Annotated in this window: 11 protein-coding genes and 1 pseudogene; 5 read left to right on the forward strand and 7 right to left on the reverse strand. The window is 34.7% G+C overall.

Annotated features, from left to right (window positions below; all coding sequences use genetic code 11):
- Positions 1-66 precede the first annotated feature (66 nt).
- The 5 genes from dapF (at position 67) to gloB (ending at position 4,973) form a co-directional block, all read left to right on the forward strand.
- Positions 67-918 (forward strand): diaminopimelate epimerase, encoded by an 852-nt coding sequence (dapF, locus tag B11cv2_RS06470; protein WP_100693815.1) that lies wholly within the window; start codon positions 67-69, stop codon positions 916-918.
- Positions 918-2,201 carry a tRNA (N(6)-L-threonylcarbamoyladenosine(37)-C(2))-methylthiotransferase MtaB gene (gene mtaB, locus B11cv2_RS06475; protein ID WP_100693816.1) on the forward strand — a complete coding sequence of 428 codons (1,284 nt, stop codon included), beginning with the start codon at positions 918-920 and terminating at the stop codon, positions 2,199-2,201. Before dapF ends, mtaB begins: the two co-directional genes overlap by 1 nt.
- Before the next feature lie 14 nt (positions 2,202-2,215).
- On the forward strand, positions 2,216-3,457 hold the full coding sequence (gene ftsY, locus B11cv2_RS06480) for a signal recognition particle-docking protein FtsY (protein WP_100693817.1): 1,242 nt from the start codon (positions 2,216-2,218) through the stop codon (positions 3,455-3,457).
- Positions 3,454-4,128 (forward strand): septation protein A, encoded by a 675-nt coding sequence (locus B11cv2_RS06485; RefSeq protein ID WP_100693818.1) that lies wholly within the window; start codon positions 3,454-3,456, stop codon positions 4,126-4,128. Before ftsY ends, B11cv2_RS06485 begins: the two co-directional genes overlap by 4 nt.
- Before the next feature lie 83 nt (positions 4,129-4,211).
- Positions 4,212-4,973 (forward strand): hydroxyacylglutathione hydrolase, encoded by a 762-nt coding sequence (gene gloB, locus B11cv2_RS06490; protein WP_100693819.1) that lies wholly within the window; start codon positions 4,212-4,214, stop codon positions 4,971-4,973.
- Positions 4,974-5,057: 84 nt separating this feature from the next.
- On the opposite strand, the gene B11cv2_RS06495 is transcribed toward gloB, so the two are convergent.
- The 7 genes and pseudogenes from B11cv2_RS06495 to B11cv2_RS06525 all read right to left on the reverse strand — a co-directional run.
- Positions 5,058-5,966, reverse strand: a complete 909-nt coding sequence (locus B11cv2_RS06495) for a ParB/RepB/Spo0J family partition protein (protein ID WP_078674128.1) — start codon at positions 5,964-5,966, stop codon at positions 5,058-5,060.
- Between the two features lie 43 nt (positions 5,967-6,009).
- The gene (locus B11cv2_RS06500; protein WP_035006416.1) at positions 6,010-6,807 is read right to left on the reverse strand and encodes a ParA family protein; all 798 of its coding nucleotides are present in this window, start codon (positions 6,805-6,807) and stop codon (positions 6,010-6,012) included.
- Positions 6,804-7,463, reverse strand: a complete 660-nt coding sequence (rsmG, locus tag B11cv2_RS06505) for a 16S rRNA (guanine(527)-N(7))-methyltransferase RsmG (protein ID WP_100693820.1) — start codon at positions 7,461-7,463, stop codon at positions 6,804-6,806. The genes B11cv2_RS06500 and rsmG overlap by 4 nt, the downstream gene beginning before the upstream one ends.
- Positions 7,463-9,331, reverse strand: coding sequence for a tRNA uridine-5-carboxymethylaminomethyl(34) synthesis enzyme MnmG (gene mnmG / locus B11cv2_RS06510; protein ID WP_100693821.1), 1,869 nt, complete (start codon positions 9,329-9,331; stop codon positions 7,463-7,465). The genes rsmG and mnmG overlap by 1 nt, the downstream gene beginning before the upstream one ends.
- Positions 9,332-9,452: 121 nt before the next feature.
- Positions 9,453-10,760 carry a tRNA uridine-5-carboxymethylaminomethyl(34) synthesis GTPase MnmE gene (gene mnmE, locus B11cv2_RS06515; protein ID WP_100693822.1) on the reverse strand — a complete coding sequence of 436 codons (1,308 nt, stop codon included), beginning with the start codon at positions 10,758-10,760 and terminating at the stop codon, positions 9,453-9,455.
- Between the two features lie 25 nt (positions 10,761-10,785).
- Positions 10,786-12,042, reverse strand: coding sequence for a transcription termination factor Rho (gene rho, locus B11cv2_RS06520; protein WP_100693989.1), 1,257 nt, complete (start codon positions 12,040-12,042; stop codon positions 10,786-10,788).
- A gap of 3 nt (positions 12,043-12,045) precedes the next feature.
- Positions 12,046-12,651 (reverse strand): annotated as a pseudogene (locus tag B11cv2_RS06525) (Rho termination factor N-terminal domain-containing protein); the annotation flags it as partial.
- Positions 12,652-12,810 lie beyond the last annotated feature (159 nt).

Genomic DNA, 12,810 nt, shown 5'->3' on the forward strand with positions numbered 1-12,810 from the left:
TTATAAAATTTTCAGTCATTATATTCTTTGCTAGACTTACTATTGCACAAAAAATAGAGAAATCTTATGGAAACACCATTCAGCAAAATGAACGGTCTTGGAAACAAAATTATTGTTGCTGATATGCGTGAAAGCACACATAATATTACACTGCAAGCAATTCTTGCTTTAGCTAAAAATCCACAAACGTATTTTGATCAACTTATGACGATTCACCCCTCAATTAAAAATGAAATTAATTTTCGCATCGAGATATGGAATTCGGATGGTTCAAAAGCACAAGCTTGTGGTAATGGTACGCGTTGCGTTATCGAATGGCTGACGAAACATAATCTTGGTGAAAGCTTTCAATTAGAAACACCTGCTGGTATTGTTGAAGGGAAACGTCAAGCCAATGGTCTGATCTCTGTTAATATGGGACGCCCAAATTTTAATGCAAAAAATATGCCTATTGCTCGTGAAGTTGCTGATACCAATCACGTAGAAATAACAGCCGGACCTTTAAAAGATGCTTCTCTTGTTTCTATTGGAAATCTTCATGCTATTTTTTTTGTTGAAAATAATATTGAGGATATTCCTTTAGAAAAATATGGACCAAAACTTGAAAATGACCCACTTTTTCCGGAACGGTGTAATATCTCCATTGCTTCTGTAACATCACGAAACAGTTTAATTTTACGAACATGGGAACGTGGAGCAGGTTTAACAAAAGCCTGTGGCAGTGCAGCTTGCGCCAGTGCAGTAACAGCTTACCGCCGCGGATTAACAGAACGTTGTATTGATGTTAATTTACTGGGAGGAAATCTTTCTATTCTTTACCAAGAAGATGATCACATCATTATGACTGGTCCTGTAGAATATGAATTTAGCGGTCTTTTAAACCCTTTAACAGGAGACTACAAAAAGGATTCTTTTTAATGACAATAGAAATTGTGACTTTTGGTTGTCGACTCAATAGTTATGAATCAGAAATCATACGCAAAGAAAGTACTTCTGCTGGTCTTAATGAACTTAAAGGCGGTGCTATTATTTTTAATACCTGTGCCGTCACCGCTGAAGCTGTACGACAAGCAAAACAAGCAATTCGAAAAGCGAAGCGCAAAAATCCTCATGCGCGTATTATCGTCACGGGATGTGCAGCACAAACAGAAGCAAAAAATTTTTCTCTGATGAAAGAAGTCGACCTCATTTTAGGCAATGAAGAAAAACTCCATGCTCATTCCTACCGTCAACTTCCTGATTTCGGCATTAATCATGATGAAAAACTGCGTGTTAATGATATTATGGAAGTTCATAAAATTGCACCACATATGATTAATGCATTAGAAGGGCGCACACGTGCTTTTGTCCAAGTACAAAATGGATGCGATCATCGTTGTACATTTTGCATCATTCCTTATAGCCGCGGACGATCACGTTCAGTCCCTATGGGCATCATTATTGAACAAATTAAACAACTTATAGGCAATGGTATTCAAGAGATTGTTTTAACAGGTGTTGATCTTACAAGTTATGGTCCTGACTTACCTGGAAAAATCACTTTAGGAAAATTAGTTTCAACTATTTTACATCATGTTCCTGATTTGCCACGATTGCGTCTTTCATCCATTGATTCTATCGAAGCAGATCAAGAGTTGATTAATCTTTTAGCATATGAAAAAAGAATCATGCCACACTTGCATTTATCCTTACAAGCAGGTGATAATATGATTTTAAAAAGGATGAAACGACGACACATGCGTGAAAATGCAATTCAGTTTTGCCAAGATTTACGCGCTAAACGTCCTACAATAGTTTATGGTGCTGATCTAATTGCTGGCTTTCCTACGGAAACAGAAGAAATGTTTCAAAATAGTCTGGCTTTAATTCATGAATGTGGTTTGACACATCTCCATGTTTTTCCCTTCAGCCCAAGAGAAGGAACACCAGCTGCTCGTATGCCACAAATTAGTCGTGAAATAATTAAAATTCGCGCTGAAAAATTACGTAAAGAAGGGGAAAAAGCTTACCAAAAACATCTTATTTATTTAAAAAATAGCCAACAAACAATTCTTGTCGAAAGAGATGGAATTGGACGAACAGAAGATTACACACTTACACAAATTAAAGATGTTAAAGCTGGAGCAATCGTTAAAGCTCTCATTGTTGATCACGATGGAAATAAATTAATTGCCACACTTCCTGAATCGAATGCAGCCTAAGCAGGAAAGCCCTCATGAAAAAGTCTTTTATCAAAAAAATACTTTCTTTTAATACATCTAAAGAAAAAATAATAAAAAAAGAGCAGCCTCTTATCTCCCATGAAATCAGTGAAGAAGAGCAAAATAAATATAAAAGTGAAAAGATAAAAAGCAAATATTCTTCCATAGATGTGCAGAAAAAAGAATGCGAGCAAAAGAAAATACAAAAGACAACACTTATCGAATCTAGTGAAAAAATTGTTCTTCCTGAAAAATCTTCTCGTAAAGTGATTGTTACTGATACAATTATAGAAAAAAATGAAGAGCCTTTGTCCACCTTAACCATTGAACAAAAAAAAGCAGCATGGTTTGAGCGCCTAAAAAAAGGATTATCTCGTTCTTCGCAACAATTAAGTGATTCAATTGGTACGCTTTTTGTCAAGCAAAAACTCGATGAAAACACATTACAAGAATTAGAAGATGTCCTTATTCAAGCAGATCTCGGTATAGAAACAACCACACGCATTATTGATATCTTATCAACGCGTTATTACGAAAAAAATTTATCACCAAAAGATATTTATGCTATTGTAACTGACGAAATCAAAAAGGTACTTGAGCCAATTGCATTTCCATTAGAAATTGATCTTAATCACAAACCCCATGTTATCTTACTCGTCGGTGTAAATGGAACTGGAAAAACAACAACCATTGGAAAATTAGCGGCTAAACTAACTATGGGAGGTCTAAAAGTTATGCTTGTTGCTGGAGATACGTTTCGCGCTGCAGCTGTTGAACAATTACATATTTGGGGGGAACGTACTAAAGCTCCTGTTTTTTCAACAAAACTTGGTGCCGATGCTGCAAGCTTAGCTTTTGATGCTTATGAAAAAGCTAAAAAAGAAGGCTATGATGTTTTGCTTATTGACACAGCAGGACGTTTACAAAATAAAATTGAATTAATGGATGAATTAGCAAAAATTATTCGTGTTTTGGGTAAACATAATCCTCAAGCTCCTCATACTGTTCTTCAAACACTTGACGCGAGCACTGGGCAAAATGCTCTCAACCAAGTGAATGTTTTTCGTGATATAGCTGGTGTAAATGGTTTAGTTATGACAAAACTTGATGGTACTGCGCGCGGAGGAATTCTTGTTGCCATTGCATCTAAACATAAAATTCCCGTTCATTTTATTGGTGTAGGCGAAAATGTTGAAGATCTTGAACCTTTTTCTGCCTCTGATTTTGCTGAAGCTATTATAGGAAAATACACATGAAATTTTCTCTTTTCAAACCAAATGCAGATAATGACTCTAATTTGAAAAAAAACAATAATATGCAAAAAAAACCGTCTTTGCCAATTCTTAAATTTCTTTTAGAAATGGGTCCGTTAGTTGTTTTTTTCCTTGCTAATTATAAAGGTGAGTGGTTGATAAAGAATATCGCGCTTTTTAAAGACTTTGATAAACCTATCTTTCCCGCAACAGCTCTTTTTATGATAGCAATCACTCTTGCCTTAAGCTTATCGTGGTTTCTTACACGTGTAATTCCTATAATCCCACTTATTTCAGGAATATTCATCCTTGTTTTTGGTTTTCTAACTCTTTGGCTTCACGATGATACTTTTATTAAGATGAAACCTACAATCATTAATGGCCTATTTTCTTTTATTTTATTTGGTGGTTTATTCTTTAAAAAACCCCTTTTGCGTTATGTTTTTGATTCTGGTCTAAAAATTGACGAGTCTGGATGGAACAAACTCACCTATAATTGGGCATATTTTTTTATTTTTCTTGCTGTTCTAAATGAAATCATCTGGCGGAATTTTAGCGATAATTTTTGGACCAATTTTAAAGTCTTTGGCGTTATGCCTCTAACATTTCTCTTTATGCTGACACAAATGCCTCTTATCATAAAACATTCAAAAAATTTAACAAAAGAAGATTAATAATCCTATTCTTACATCGTGTATCGAGAATTTATCACTATGAATTGCTTCATAAATTTAACATTATACCGTAGAGAAGATAGATGTTAATTGAACAATTTATCTGTCGAGAAGATAATTTTGGTATTCTCATTCACGATGAAAAAAGTGGTTGTACTGCTGCGATCGATGCGCCTGAAGGCAAAGCAATTCATAATATGTTAAAGAAGCGTAACTGGACGCTTCAATTTATTTTTGTTACGCATCATCATTATGATCATGTAGAAGCACTGGCAGAATTAAAACAAGCTTACAATGCTATGATTATTGGACCAGCAGCAGAAAGCAAAAAAATTACCCCTCTTGATCATACACTACAACCTGATGAAACATTTTGTTTTGGTACACAAACTCTTATGGCCCTCTCAACACCTGGCCATACATTAGGAGGGTTATCCTATTATTTTCCTCAAGCTAAATTACTCTTTGCTGGAGATACACTTTTTTCACTCGGTTGTGGACGTCTTTTTGAAGGAACTCCTTTAAAAATGTTAACGTCTTTAAAAAAACTCCGTCAACTTCCTGATGAAACAATCCTTTATTGTGGACATGAATATACCGAAAAAAATGCTCTTTTTGCATTAACGATTGATCCACAAAATAGAAAACTTCATCAAAGAGCAGAAGAAGTTTTTTCGTTACGTGCCCAAAACGCTATGACCTTGCCAACAACTTTAGGAAAAGAAAAAGAAACAAATCCTTTTCTTCGTTGGGATGATCCTATTTTACGAAAAAACATCGCAATGGAAAAAGCAACAGATGAAGAAGTTTTTGCTGAAATCCGTAAAAGAAAAGATCATTTTTAACTTTATTTACGATAATGTCCTTTTTTAAAATAGAAAAATTCGAAATTCAATTTTAAATATATCAATTGGATTTATATCTTTAAATTAGTTTTGTAAACGCCGACAAATATCATCTAATTGTTCTAATGATGAGTAATGAATCTTCAAATTACCACCTTTTTTACCATGTCTAATGATAACTTTCATTCCAATCACATCAGTAAGCAATTTTTCTAAAGATTGTGTTTCCATATCTTTTCTTACTAAAGTCTGTTTTTTAATCTTAGAATTTCCATATTCTTGTGCAAGTATTTCTGTTTGGCGTACAGAGAGTCCTTCATGGATAATCTTTTCTGCTAACTCTTGTGGATTTTCAACTGTAATAAGGCAACGTGCATGACCCGCTGAAATATGACCATCTATCAAAAATTGTTGCACTTTTTGTGGGAGTTTCAACAAGCGAAGAGTGTTTGTGACATGGCTACGACTTTTTCCAATGATTTCTGCTAAATCTGCTTGAGTATATCCGTGTTCATTTAATAAAAGCTCATATCCTATCCCTTCTTCAATAGGATTAAGGTCAGTTCGTTGAACATTTTCGATAATTGCTAATTCCAAAGCAGTCTTATCATCTACATCGCGAATAATAACTGGTACTTGATTTAAATTGGCTCGTTGTGCAGCTCGCCATCTCCGTTCACCAGCAATTAATTGAAATTGATTAGGATGAGTACGTGAAGGTCTAACAATAATAGGTTGAACAATGCCATGTTGACGAATTGATTGTACTAAATCATCAAGTTCCGAATCAGTAAACTGACGTCTTGGATTATTTGGATTACGGGAAATAAATTCAATAGGAACAAACTTTTCAGAAGCTATAGGAGCAACACTCGGTTTCGACGTGAACTTATCAAAACTCGCCGAATACGCAGGATTACCGTTTAAGTTGATCTCCCCAATCAATGCTGCTAGCCCGCGTCCCAGTCTTTTTTTTGATTGATCATCACTCATAATTTTTCTCTTTAAATTTTTTACAATTATTTCTTTACACTTTCTAAGCTGCAGCTTGCGCTTGTTTTTCACGTTGAATAACTTCCGACGCCAACCGCAGATAGGCTTGGCTACCAGCACATTTGAGGTCATAAAGCAGTACTGGTTTTCCAAAAGAAGGAGCTTCAGAAACACGCACATTACGAGGAATAACAGTACGATAAACTTTTTCTCCCATAAAAGAGCGAACATCCTCGACAACTTGATTTGAAAGATTATTTCGCCCATCATACATTGTTAAAACAATACCCTGAATTTCTAAAGATGTGTTTAAAATAGACCTTACTTGTTTCACAGTTTCAAGTAATTGGCTTAAGCCTTCAAGAGCTAAAAATTCACACTGCATTGGAACGAGAACAGAGTTTGCAGCCCCCATAGCATTTAATGTCAAAAGATTGAGAGAAGGAGGACAATCAATTAAAATATAATTAAATTTTTTGGCTATTTTGGAATCATGACAAAGAGCCTTACGCAATCTTTGAATACGATCTTGTGAAGAAGCAATTTCCATTTCAATGCCTAATAAATCAAGTGTAGATGGAACAATATGCAGATTAGGCACGGCTGTTTCCAAAGCAGCATCTGCAACAGAGATTCCAGAAACCAAAACATCATAAGATGATAAAGGACGACTATTCCGATCGATTCCCAATCCTGTGCTTGCATTTCCTTGCGGATCAATATCCATAATAAGAATATTTTTACCAATAGCAGCCAAAGCTGTTGCAAGATTAATTGTCGTTGTTGTTTTACCTACCCCACCTTTTTGGTTTGCAATAGCGATAATTCGTGTTTCGCTCATTTTGCTTTACCCTTTTTGCATGATCGAACATGTGAAATTTCTAAGATAACAGAATTTCTATCAATTTTACTTTCATGTTTTAGCAGATCAAAGTGCCAATTGGCAGTAGCATTTTTTATTTCTTTAACGTAATCCTTACCTTTTTGCAAAAGAGCAATTGTTTTTTGTGTTAACCAAGGTGACATAAGATGTAAAAGAGTATCTAATGAAGCTAAACCTCTTGCTGTTAAAATATCCGGTGTTTTTATTTTTTTGTAGACATTTTCGATTCTACAATGATGAACTGTTGCTGGAAGATTAAGTTTTGCTATAACATTTCGTAAAAAAGCTGCTTTTTTCCCATTGCTTTCTACTAAATCAATATGCCCTCCTTTTTTTTCTTTGAGAAGAATAGCAAGAACAATGGCGGGAAAACCTCCTCCTGATCCAAGATCACACCAGTGTAGAAATTGACTTTTTAAAGGATAAATTTGTGCAGAATCTAAAATATGACGTTTCCATAAAACTGGTATTGTTGTGGCAGAGATTAAATTAATATGTATATTCCATTGAATTACGAGAGATTCAAATTCTATTAAATGCTTCATCGTTTCACGTGAAACAGAGGGTATTATTTCTAAAATATCTTGATATTTTTGTTCTGTAGAAATAACCATTAAGCTAATTTCGCTTTTTCACGTCGTTGACGTTGAATATATGTAAGGATTAGAGATAATGCTGCTGGTGTCATACCATCAATTTTTTGTGCATCAGCAATTGAACGGGGCGATATTTGTTGAATTTTTGTTTTTAACTCATTCGAAAGACCAGAAATTTCTTGAAAATTAAGAGAAGAAGGTATTTCTAAATGCTCATCGCGTTGAAGAGCTATAATATCTTGTGTTTGTCTTTCTAAATAAACCGCATACTGAGCTTCAATTTCCAAAGCTTCAACTATTTTGGCATCGATTGAATGCAATTGTGGCCAAAAGTGTGCAAGACGTGCTACATTCATATGAGGGTAAGCTAAAAGATCATAAGCAGAACGTCTAACTCCATCACGATTTATTTGCAAGCCATGAACAAATGCTTCATTAGGCGTTAAAAAAAGTTTTTGACACATTAAACGTGCTTGATCAAGATGGTGTTGTTTTTGTTGATAGCAACTCCAACGAGTCTGACTCACAATACCCCATTCTTGTGCTAAAGGTGTTAAGCGGGTATCCGCATTATCAGCTCGAAGTGATAAGCGAAATTCAGCTCGCGATGTAAACATTCGATAAGGTTCACAAACCCCGCGTAAAATTAAATCATCTACCATAACACCAATATAAGCTGTAGAACGACTTAAAATAATTTCTTCCAAACCACCAACCTTACGAGCGGCATTTAATCCAGCTAAAAGACCTTGAGCTGCAGCTTCTTCATAGCCCGTTGTACCATTTATCTGTCCTGCTAAGAATAAACCTGGCAAAGATCGTAATTCTAAAGTTTTGAACAGTTGTCTAGGATCAACAAAATCATATTCGATTGCGTAACCAGGTTGTAAAATCTCAACATTTTCCAAACCTTCAATTGTTCTCAAAAAAGAGAGTTGTATCTCTTCAGGAAGAGATGTGGAAAGACCATTTGGATAAATCGTATTATTCTCTAATCCTTCTGGCTCTAGAAAAATTTGATGTCCATCACGATCACCAAATTTGATAATTTTATCTTCAATTGAAGGACAATATCGCGGTCCTAATCCTTCAATGGCTCCAGAATATAAAGCTGATTTATGAATATTTTCACGAATAATTTGATGTGTTTTTTCATTTGTTCGTGTTATGGCGCATTCAATTTGAGGTTGTTCAATTTTTTCTGTCAAAAAAGAAAATGGAACAGGGTTTTCATCAGCCTGTTGTTTAGAAAGCTTATTCCAAAAAATTGTTTTTTTATTAAGCCGAGCAGGTGTTCCTGTTTTTAATCGTCCAAGATTTATACTATAATTCTTTAAGCGTTCGGCGAGTTGTATACTTGATTTTTCGCCCATACGACCAGCAGGCCATGTTTTATTGCCAATATGGACTAATCCACGCAAAAATGTACCTGTTGTTAAAACAACGGCATTCGAAAAAATACTTCCTTGTTTTTTTAAAACAACACCTGATACGCGATTATCTTTAACAATTATATCAATAACTTCATCTTCAATAAGAATTAAATTATCTTGTTCCTGCAAAAGTTGTTGAATTTTATTTTTATATAATTGTCTATCTGCTTGTGTCCGTGGACCTCTTACTGCTGGTCCTTTTTTTCTATTAAGAAGTCTAAATTGAATTCCAGCAGCATCTGCTGCTTGCCCCATTAAACCGTCTAAAGCATCTATTTCACGAACCAAATGCCCTTTTCCAAGTCCGCCAATGGCGGGATTGCATGACATTGTTCCAATTGTTGATATTTGATATGTAACAAGTGCTGTCTGAGCTCCAACACGCGCTGAAGCCGAAGCTGCTTCACAACCAGCGTGTCCACCTCCTATAACAATGACATCATATGATTGCATTTAATTCATTCCATACAGAATTGATTTTAAATTTTATATAAACAAAACTTATAAAATACATAATCTTGTTAATCTGTCTATAAAATAATTACAGAAGAACTGGAATGTTTCACGTGAATCATCATTTACCAACACAAAATTCTGAAAAAATAACGTCAAGTAAATCTTCAACATCAATATCACCTACAATTCGCCCAAGTATATGACTTGCACGACGAAGATGTTCTGCACATAAACTTAAATCAAGAGAAGTAGAATTCATAAATACATTAATTTCTTCAGCAGCTTCCTTTAATAATTGAAGCTGCCTTTTTCTTGCTGGAATAGCATCTCCAATTTCAGTAGCGCGACGTAAACAAAATAATTCTATCTCTTTTATAAAATAATCAAAATTTAAACCACTTAATGTCGAAAATTGTATTGGCCAACGTGCTTTACTTCCTTCACAAAGATCAAGTTTATTACCTACATGCCAAATTTCAGCTGATGTTTTTGGTAAATTAATCTCTTGAGGATTATTCATATCATAAACAAAAATAACTAAGTCAGCTTCCACAATATGCTGTTTTGCTTTTTCAATTCCCAAGAGTTCAATCGTATTTTCTGTTTTCCTTAAACCAGCCGTATCTGTAAAAAGAACAAGTAAACCACTCAATACCAATCTAACTTCTAAGGCATCACGTGTTGTTCCTTCTTCTTCTGATACAATAGCAACAGATCTCCCAGAAAGACGATTAAGAATACTCGATTTTCCAGAATTTGGAGCACCTACTATAACAATTTTAATTCCATCACGCAAAATACTTGCACGTTCTCCTGCAGAAATATGTTCACACAACGAATGATAAAGTTTTTTTATATCTTTCCAAACTTTATCAGATACTGAATTAGGAATATCATTCTCATCAGAAAAGTCGAGTTCTGCTTCTATTAAAGCACGTGCTGTTATAAGTATATGGCGCCAATCACGATAAAGTTTCGTTAAAGTACCACTAGTACCCATAACAGCTAAACGTCGCTGACTTTCTGTTTCTGCTTGAATCAAATCAGCAAGGCTTTCTGCTTGAATTAAATCTAATTTACCCTCAATAAATGCTCGACGCGAAAATTCTCCTGCCTCTGCAAGACGACATTCTTCAAATGTAGTTAATTCATCAAGAAAGCGATTAACAACTGCTCTACTTCCATGTAAATGAAACTCGGCACAATCCTCTCCTGTAAAACTATGAGGAGCAGGAAAAAAAACAGTTAAGGCAGAATCTAAAAAACTTCCGTCACGAGCAGTAAGATTACCATAATGCATTAAGCGCGCTTTAGGTAAACAACCACAAAGTGTTTTTACAATATATTTCACACGAGGGCCAGAAAGGCGAACAATTGCAACCCCTGAAGGCAACAATCCACTTGAAACAGCAAAGATTGTATCCACAGGATTAATCCTAATTCAAAAAAATTTACGTGTTCATTGAATCAAAAAATTCGCTATTATTTTTTGTTTGTTTTAATTTATCAATTAAAAATTCAATAGCATCTGTTACACTCATAGGTGCTAATATACGACGAAGAACAAAAATCTTATGTAAATCTTGACGAGCTACTAAAAGATCTTCTTTACGTGTTCCTGATTTAATAATATCCATAGCTGGAAAAGTACGCTTATCAGCAACTTTACGGTCAAGAACAATTTCTGAGTTACCAGTCCCCTTAAACTCTTCAAAAATAACTTCATCCATGCGACTTCCCGTATCTATTAAAGCTGTTGCTATAATAGTTAAAGATCCTCCTTCTTCAATATTACGAGCTGCACCAAAAAAACGCTTAGGACGTTGTAAAGCATTTGCATCCACACCACCTGTTAAAACCTTTCCTGATGAAGGAACAACAGTATTATATGCGCGTCCAAGACGTGTAATTGAATCAAGAAGAATAACAACATCACGTCCATATTCAACTAATCTTTTAGCTTTCTCAATAACCATTTCAGCGACTTGTACGTGGCGTATTGCTGGTTCATCAAAAGTAGAAGAAACAACTTCCCCTTTTACAGAACGTTGCATATCAGTAACTTCTTCTGGACGTTCATCTATTAATAAAACAATAAGATAACATTCAGGATGATTTGTTGTAATAGAATGAGCAATATTCTGTAATAAAACTGTTTTTCCTGTTCGTGGTGGTGCAACAATCAATCCTCTTTGCCCTTTTCCTAGAGGAGATATCAAATCAATTACTCGTGATGACATATCTTTATCCGTAGGATTTTGCACTTCCATTTGAAAACGCTCATTTGAATAAAGAGGAGTAAGATTATCAAAATGAATTTTGTAACGAATTTTTTCAGGATCTTCAAAATTAATTTTATTAACTTTAAGGAGGGCAAAATATCGCTCTCCTTCCTTTGGTCCTCGTATTGGTCCCTCGACGGTATCTCCTGTTTTTAATGAAAAGTTTTGTATCTGTGTTGGTGAAAGGTAAATATCATCTGGTCCTGGAAGATAATTAGCATCAGCAGACCGAAGAAATCCAAATCCGTCTTGTAAAACTTCAACAACGCCTTCGCCTATAATTTCTACATTTTGTAAGGTAAGTTTTTTTAAAATAGCAAACATTAATTCCTGTTTGCGCATTAAAGAAGCATTTTCAACTTCCAATGTTTCAGCAAAAGAAACAAGTTCAACTGGGTTTTTACTTTTTAGCTCTTGTAATTTCATTTGATGATTTGTTGTAATAGAATGAGCAATATTCTGTAATAAAACTGTTTTTCCTGTTCGTGGTGGTGCAACAATCAATCCTCTTTGCCCTTTTCCTAGAGGAGATATCAAATCAATTACTCGTGATGACATATCTTTATCCGTAGGATTTTGCACTTCCATTTGAAAACGCTCATTTGAATAAAGAGGAGTAAGATTATCAAAATGAATTTTGTAACGAATTTTTTCAGGATCTTCAAAATTAATTTTATTAACTTTAAGGAGGGCAAAATATCGCTCTCCTTCCTTTGGTCCTCGTATTGGTCCCTCGACGGTATCTCCTGTTTTTAATGAAAAGTTTTGTATCTGTGTTGGTGAAAGGTAAATATCATCTGGTCCTGGAAGATAATTAGCATCAGCAGACCGAAGAAATCCAAATCCGTCTTGTAAAACTTCAACAACGCCTTCGCCTATAATTTCTACATTTTGTAAGGTAAGTTTTTTTAAAATAGCAAACATTAATTCCTGTTTGCGCATTAAAGAAGCATTTTCAACTTCCAATGTTTCAGCAAAAGAAACAAGTTCAACTGGGTTTTTACTTTTTAGCTCTTGTAATTTCATTTCTTGCATAAAATATGCTCTTTGATTAGTGGGGGAACTGTTTCTAGAATTTTTAAAAGGATAAAGAATATTCCTCTAGGTGGAGGCATTATATACTCAACTCTTTTAAACTGCAAGCATTACTCAATCACGAATATTAAAGAAAAAACAAATTTGTTCTGTAAAAGC

The sequence above is a fragment of the Bartonella sp. 1-1C genome (assembly GCF_002810325.1).
Taxonomy (GTDB): Bacteria; Pseudomonadota; Alphaproteobacteria; order Rhizobiales; family Rhizobiaceae; genus Bartonella; species Bartonella rochalimae.

Excerpts from the sequence above, each read along its gene's own strand:
- B11cv2_RS06485 (WP_100693818.1), top strand. The coding sequence starts at position 3,454 with ATGAAATTTTCTCTTTTCAAACCAAATGCAGATAATGACTCTAATTTG.
- mtaB (WP_100693816.1), top strand. The coding sequence starts at position 918 with ATGACAATAGAAATTGTGACTTTTGGTTGTCGACTCAATAGTTATGAA.
- mnmG (WP_100693821.1), bottom strand. The coding sequence starts at position 9,331 with ATGCAATCATATGATGTCATTGTTATAGGAGGTGGACACGCTGGTTGT.
- dapF (WP_100693815.1), top strand. The coding sequence starts at position 67 with ATGGAAACACCATTCAGCAAAATGAACGGTCTTGGAAACAAAATTATT.
- rho (WP_100693989.1), bottom strand. The coding sequence starts at position 12,042 with ATGAAATTACAAGAGCTAAAAAGTAAAAACCCAGTTGAACTTGTTTCT.
- B11cv2_RS06500 (WP_035006416.1), bottom strand. The coding sequence starts at position 6,807 with ATGAGCGAAACACGAATTATCGCTATTGCAAACCAAAAAGGTGGGGTA.
- ftsY (WP_100693817.1), top strand. The coding sequence starts at position 2,216 with ATGAAAAAGTCTTTTATCAAAAAAATACTTTCTTTTAATACATCTAAA.
- rsmG (WP_100693820.1), bottom strand. The coding sequence starts at position 7,463 with ATGGTTATTTCTACAGAACAAAAATATCAAGATATTTTAGAAATAATA.
- B11cv2_RS06495 (WP_078674128.1), bottom strand. The coding sequence starts at position 5,966 with ATGAGTGATGATCAATCAAAAAAAAGACTGGGACGCGGGCTAGCAGCA.
- gloB (WP_100693819.1), top strand. The coding sequence starts at position 4,212 with ATGTTAATTGAACAATTTATCTGTCGAGAAGATAATTTTGGTATTCTC.